This is a genomic window from Micromonospora sp. M42 (assembly GCF_000568915.1).
GTDB lineage: Bacteria > Actinomycetota > Actinomycetes > Mycobacteriales > Micromonosporaceae > Micromonospora > Micromonospora chalcea.
On sequence record NZ_KK037233.1, the window covers coordinates 1,796,446 to 1,801,649 of the forward strand.

3 protein-coding genes and 3 pseudogenes are annotated in these 5,204 nt (G+C 75.4%); all 6 read right to left on the minus strand.

From position 1 onward, the window contains the following. A pseudogene (locus tag MCBG_RS33835) lies at positions 1–210 on the minus strand (rRNA small subunit methyltransferase B); the annotation flags it as partial. Beyond that, positions 207–1,134, minus strand: a pseudogene (fmt, locus tag MCBG_RS08050) (methionyl-tRNA formyltransferase). The pseudogenes MCBG_RS33835 and fmt, both read right to left, overlap by 4 nt. A 5-nt stretch (positions 1,135–1,139) precedes the next feature. Further along, positions 1,140–1,700, minus strand: coding sequence for a peptide deformylase (gene def / locus MCBG_RS08055; protein ID WP_043324943.1), 561 nt, complete (start codon positions 1,698–1,700; stop codon positions 1,140–1,142). Between the two features lie 42 nt (positions 1,701–1,742). Next, entirely contained in the window at positions 1,743–3,005 is a 1,263-nt protein-coding gene (locus MCBG_RS08060; RefSeq protein ID WP_043324944.1) for a cytochrome P450, read from the minus strand. 94 nt (positions 3,006–3,099) lie between these two features. Continuing rightward, on the minus strand, positions 3,100–4,080 hold the full coding sequence (locus MCBG_RS08065; protein ID WP_030502491.1) for an AAA family ATPase: 981 nt from the start codon (positions 4,078–4,080) through the stop codon (positions 3,100–3,102). A 225-nt stretch (positions 4,081–4,305) separates the two neighbouring features. Further along, positions 4,306–5,204, minus strand: a pseudogene (locus MCBG_RS08070) (primosome assembly protein PriA); the annotation flags it as partial.

Consider the following 5,204-nt stretch of genomic DNA (forward strand, 5'->3'; position numbering starts at 1 on the left):
CCGAACCGGTCCCCGCCGCGCCGGTCGTTGCCAAGGGCGGTCGGAGCGCTGCCGGTCGGAGCGCTGCCGGCCCGAGCGCTGCCGGTCGCCGAACCGCTCGTCGCCGCGCTGACGCTCGCCACCAGGCCGGTCGCCGGCGCGCTGGCGGTCGCCGTACCCCCGCTGACGCTCGCCCTCGACGGGCCGGTCCTCGCGCGACGGCCCCGTCACGCGAACACCTCGCCGGCGGTGACCCGGGCGCCGCGCGCCCAGTCGCCGGCGGGCATGGCCTTCTTGCCTGCGGCGCGCACCTCGCCGAGGCGCACCGGCGTGGTGGCGGTGCCGACGAGCACACCGGACTTCGCCACGTGCAGCTCCCCCGGCTTCAGCTCCGGGCCGTCGGCCACCGGCGTGACCGGACCGAGCTTGACCCGGTCGTCGCGGAACGTCGTCCACGGGCCGGGCGCGGGCGTGCAGGCGCGGACGCGCCGGTCCACCGCGAACGCGGGGTCGCCCCAGCGGACCCGGGCGTCCTCGACCGTCAGCTTCGGGGCGAGCGAGACGCCGTCGACCGGCTGCGGCACGGCGCGGGCGGTGCCCGCGCCGATTCGCGTCGAGCACCGCTACCAGTAGTCCGGCGCCGGAGTGCTTTATTTTCTCCAGCAGGTCGCCGGAGGTGTCGGACGGGCGGATCTCGTCGGTGACCGTGCCGTAGACCGGGCCGGTGTCCAGCCCCTCCTCCAGCTCGAAGACGCTGGCCCCGGTCACCTCGTCGCCGTGCAGAACTGCGTGCTGCACCGGCGCGGCGCCGCGCCAGGCGGGCAGCAGCGAGAAGTGCAGGTTGATCCAGCCGTGCCGGGGGATCTCCAGCGCCACCGGCGGCACCAGCGCGCCGTAGGCGACCACCGGTACGCAGTCCGGCGCCAGCTCACGCAGCCGGTCGAGGAACTCCGGCTCACGCGGACGGGCCGGGGTGAGCACCTCGACGCCGTGCGCGTCGGCCCACGCCCCGACGGGCGAGCGGACCAGCCCCCGGCCGCGCCCGGCCGGGGCGTCGGGGCGGGTGACCACGGCGAGCAGCTCGTGCCCGGAGGCGGCGATCGCGTCCAGGGCCGGTACGGCGACGGCCGGCGTGCCGGCGAAGACCAGGCGCATCCGGGTCACCGCCCCAGGCCGAACGGGTTGCCGGCGGCGTGCGGGCTGAGCTTGACCGTGGGCGGGGCGGCCTGGTCGTACCACTCGGCCTGCCGGATCGCCTTCATGGCCTCCTTGCGGCCGGCCGGGTCGAGCCGGTCGACGAAGAGCACGCCGTCGAGGTGGTCGGTCTCGTGCTGCACGCAGCGGGCCATCAGGCCCGTGCCGACGATCTGCAACGGGTCGCCGTAGCCGTTGAAGCCCTTGGCGATCACGTTCTGCCGGCGCTTGGTGTCGAAGTAGAGCCCGGGGATGGACAGGCAGCCCTCCGGGCCGTCCTGCTCCTCTTCGTCGGGGAACTCCAGCACCGGGTTGACCAGGTGGCCGAGGACGTCGTCGACGTCGAAGGTGAACACCCGCAGGCCCACCCCGAGCTGCGGCGCGGCGAGGCCGGCGCCGCTCTGCTCGCGCATCGTGTCGGTCAGGTCGGCGATCAGCTTGCGCAGCTCGGCGTCGAAGTCGACGACCGGGTCGGCCGGCGTGCGCAGCACCGGATCGCCGAACAGACGGATGGGCTGGACGGTCACTCGGCGTGGCTCCTTGTCTGGGTCGAACGATGCGCGTCCAGTCTACGGAGTCGGCCCGGCCGCCCCGGGTGGCGTACCGGGAACGGTGACCGGGGACGCCTCCCGGCCGACGCGCACCGGCAGCGTGGCGTGACCACGAAGCGTGAGCCGGACGCGCCGCTCGGGCCGGCCCGCCACGGCGAGGCCGGGCAGCCGGCGCAGCAGCAGCGGGAACGCCACCTGCGCCTCCAGCCGGGCCAGCGCCGCGCCGAGGCAGTAGTGCGGCCCGGCGCCGAAGGACAGCGGGTGGACCTGCGGACGCCACGGGTCGAAGCGCGCCGGCTCCGGATAGCGGCGCGGATCACGGTTGGCCGCGCCGAGCATCACGATCACCCAGCTCTCCGGCGGCAGGTCGACGTCGCCGTACCGGGCCGGCGCGGTGCTCATCCGGGACGTGAGCTGCACCGGCGAGTCGTAGCGCAGCAGCTCGTCGACGTACCCGGGGGCGAACTCCGGGTGCTCCGCCAGCGTCGCCGCCGCGCGCGGGTGCTCCAGCAGCGCCACCAGGCCGTTGCCGAGCAGGTTGGTGGTGGTCTCGAAGCCGGCCACCAGCAGCACGATCAGGTTGGCCAGCAACTCGTCGCCGGAGAGCCGGTCACCGCCGTCGTGCGCCTGCACCAGCGCGCTGGTCAGGTCGTCGGCCGGCGCCCGGCGGCGCGCCGCCACCAGCTCGGTGAAGTAGGCGCGCAACTCGCTCGCGCCCCGGTCGGCGACCGCCAGCTCCTCTTCGGTGATCTCCGGTTCCAGCACGCCGGTCAGGTCGGTGGCCCAGCGTCGGAACAACGGCCGGTCCGCCGCCGGCACGCCGAGCAGCGCGCAGATCACCCCGACCGGCAGCGGGTACGCGAACCCGGCCATGAAGTCGACCGGCCCCTCGGCGGCGAGCATCGCGTCGACCAGCTCGTCGGCCTGCGCCCGCACCACGTCGTGCATGGTGGCGATCCGGCGCGGGGTGAACGCGCCCGCCGCCAGCCGCCGCATCCGGCTGTGGTCGGGCGGGTTGGTGCGCAGCATCGACCGGGAGATCGACAGAATCGCCGGGCTCTCCCGCCAGCCGGGCATGAACTGGTCGCGCAGCGCGTCGTCCAGCACCCCGAACCGGGCGTCGCGCAGGATCGCGTCGGCCTCGGCGTACCCGGTGACCACGAAGAAGACCGGGCCGGCCTGGACCACCGGGCCGTGTGCGCGCAGCAGCTCGTACGTCGGGTAGGGGTCGACACGACCCTCGGGGGACATCAGCAGCGCGAGCGCGTCGGCAGGATCCACGGTCCGCCTCCCCAGGCGTCGGAGACCCCCATCATGCTCCGCGCCGCCCGAGGGTGGTCAACCCGTCACGGCGAGACGGCGGTATCCACCGCGGTCAGGCGCCCGCGCCCGGCTCCCCGGCCAGCACCGGGCCGCCGTCGAGCAGCGCGTGCTCGGGCAGCGGCAGCGTGATGCCGTGGGCGTCCTCCCAGTCGTGGATCAGCCCCGGCCGGGCCTGCGTGGTGAAGAAGTCGACGGCGCTCATCCCGCCGACCACCGGCTCGTCCACCTCGGCGACCAGCCGGGCGGGCACCATCGGCAGGCCGGCGCGCACCGCCGCGCTGAGCCGCCGGTGCCCGTCGACGACGAAGAAGTACTCGCCGGTGTAGCCGATGCTCAGCGGCTCCGGCTCCTCACCGCTCTCGGCCAGCTCGGCGGCGAGGTCGGCGTCCCACAGGCCCCGCAGCGCGGACACGTCCTCGGTGGGGTAGACCCGGGTCGGGTCGAGCAGCAGCAGCGGCTGACCGGCGCGCAGCACGTCCGCGCCGAGGCGGCCCTCGTAGACGTCGATGACGTGCTGGATGACCTGCTCCGGGTTGGCCCGGGTGGTGTCGCAGATCAGGTCGTAGTTGCGCAGGCGGGCCTTGTCGACGCCGTAGCGGACGATGAACCGGCCCCGCTCGCTCTCGCTGCGCTCGCGCAGCTTGGTCCGCGCCTCCTCCAGCGAGGTGTAGCTCTCGGCCGGGCCGGACGGGCGGGCCAGCACGCGCCGGGCCGCCTCGGTCGGCTCGGTGATCATGTGCACCTTGAGCGCGTCGGTGAAGAAGTGCCAGGCCAGGCGGGAGTCCATGACCAGCGACTCGCCGGAGGCGGCGATGTCGCGCTGGAGCTGGTCGACGTAGCCGTCGACCGCCTGGTCCAGCTCGGCGTGCAGGTTGAGCTGCAGAGCGGTCATCTGCCGCTCCTGGGCCATCTGGCGGTAGAGGTCGCCGACGCTGACCCGGCGCAGCCCCAGCCGCTTGGCGATCTCGACGGACACGGTGCTCTTGCCACTGCCGAGGTCACCGTTGAAGACGATCGACTGACGAACGGTCACGACTGGTCCACCCCTGCTCACCGGCTGACTGACGACATCGAGTGTCGGCCCGACGTGCTCTGGCACCCGCCGCGCCGCGTCCCGCGCGGGGAAACCGCGCGGCTGGGCATGACGGGCGATGCTATCACCGCCCGCTACCCAATTGCCGGACCAGGTGTGCGGCAAACCCCAGCTCACGACCGTGCGCGAGGGGCCGCGTGCGCAGTGTCACGCGGCGGCGGCCGGTCAGAACAGCACGAGCGGATCGACCTGCAGGCGTACCGGATCGGCCGCCTTGCGGGCGCTGCGCTGGCCGGCGGCGGCGTGCAGCGCCTCGGCCAGCGCGGCGGCCCGGGACCGGGGCACCCGCACGAGCATCCGCTCCCGGCCCTCGTCGGCCGGCACCGGCCCCAGCACCTCGGCGCCGTCCGGCAGCCGGGCGCCGTCCAGCAGGTCACTGACCGCCTCGGCGACGCCGGTGACGCTCGCCATCCGCACCGCCGGGGGGAAGCCCAGCTCGCGCCGCTCGGCCAGCTCGCGGGCGGCGAACCAGGCGGAGTCCCAGCGCAGCAACGCCTGCACCGGCGCGAGCGCGCCGTCCGCGACCACCACCACCCGCCCGCCGGCCGTACCGGGCCGGGCCAGCGCGGCGGCGGCCATCCACCGCCGCAGCGCCTCCTCACCGGCCCGCAGGTCGGCCCGGGTCAGCAGCGCCCCGAGTCGAGCAGCAACACCGCGCCGTAGCCGCCGTCGGCCACCGGCTCGGCGCCCGGCGTGGCGATCACCAGCCCGGCCCCGCCCGGCACCGTGGCGAGCACCTCCTCCCGCCCCGAGGTCCGCACCGGCACGCCCGGGAACGCCCGGCCCAGCTCCTCGTGCCGTGCGCCGGGCGCCGGTGACCGAGGGGCGCAGCCGCCGCCCACCGCAGTCCGGGCAGGCGTACGCGGCGGCCACCCGCCCGCACCAGCGGCAGGCGGGCGTGCCATGCTCCGAGGCCAGCGCGAGCGCCCGGCGCAGTGCGGGCAGCGATCCGGGGTCCGGCAGTCGGCGCAGGCAACCGACGGCACGTAACCCCGGCGCGGCACCTGCCCAGCACCGGCAGGTCCGCGCGCAGCGCGTCCCGGGCGCTGGTCCAGGCCAGGCTC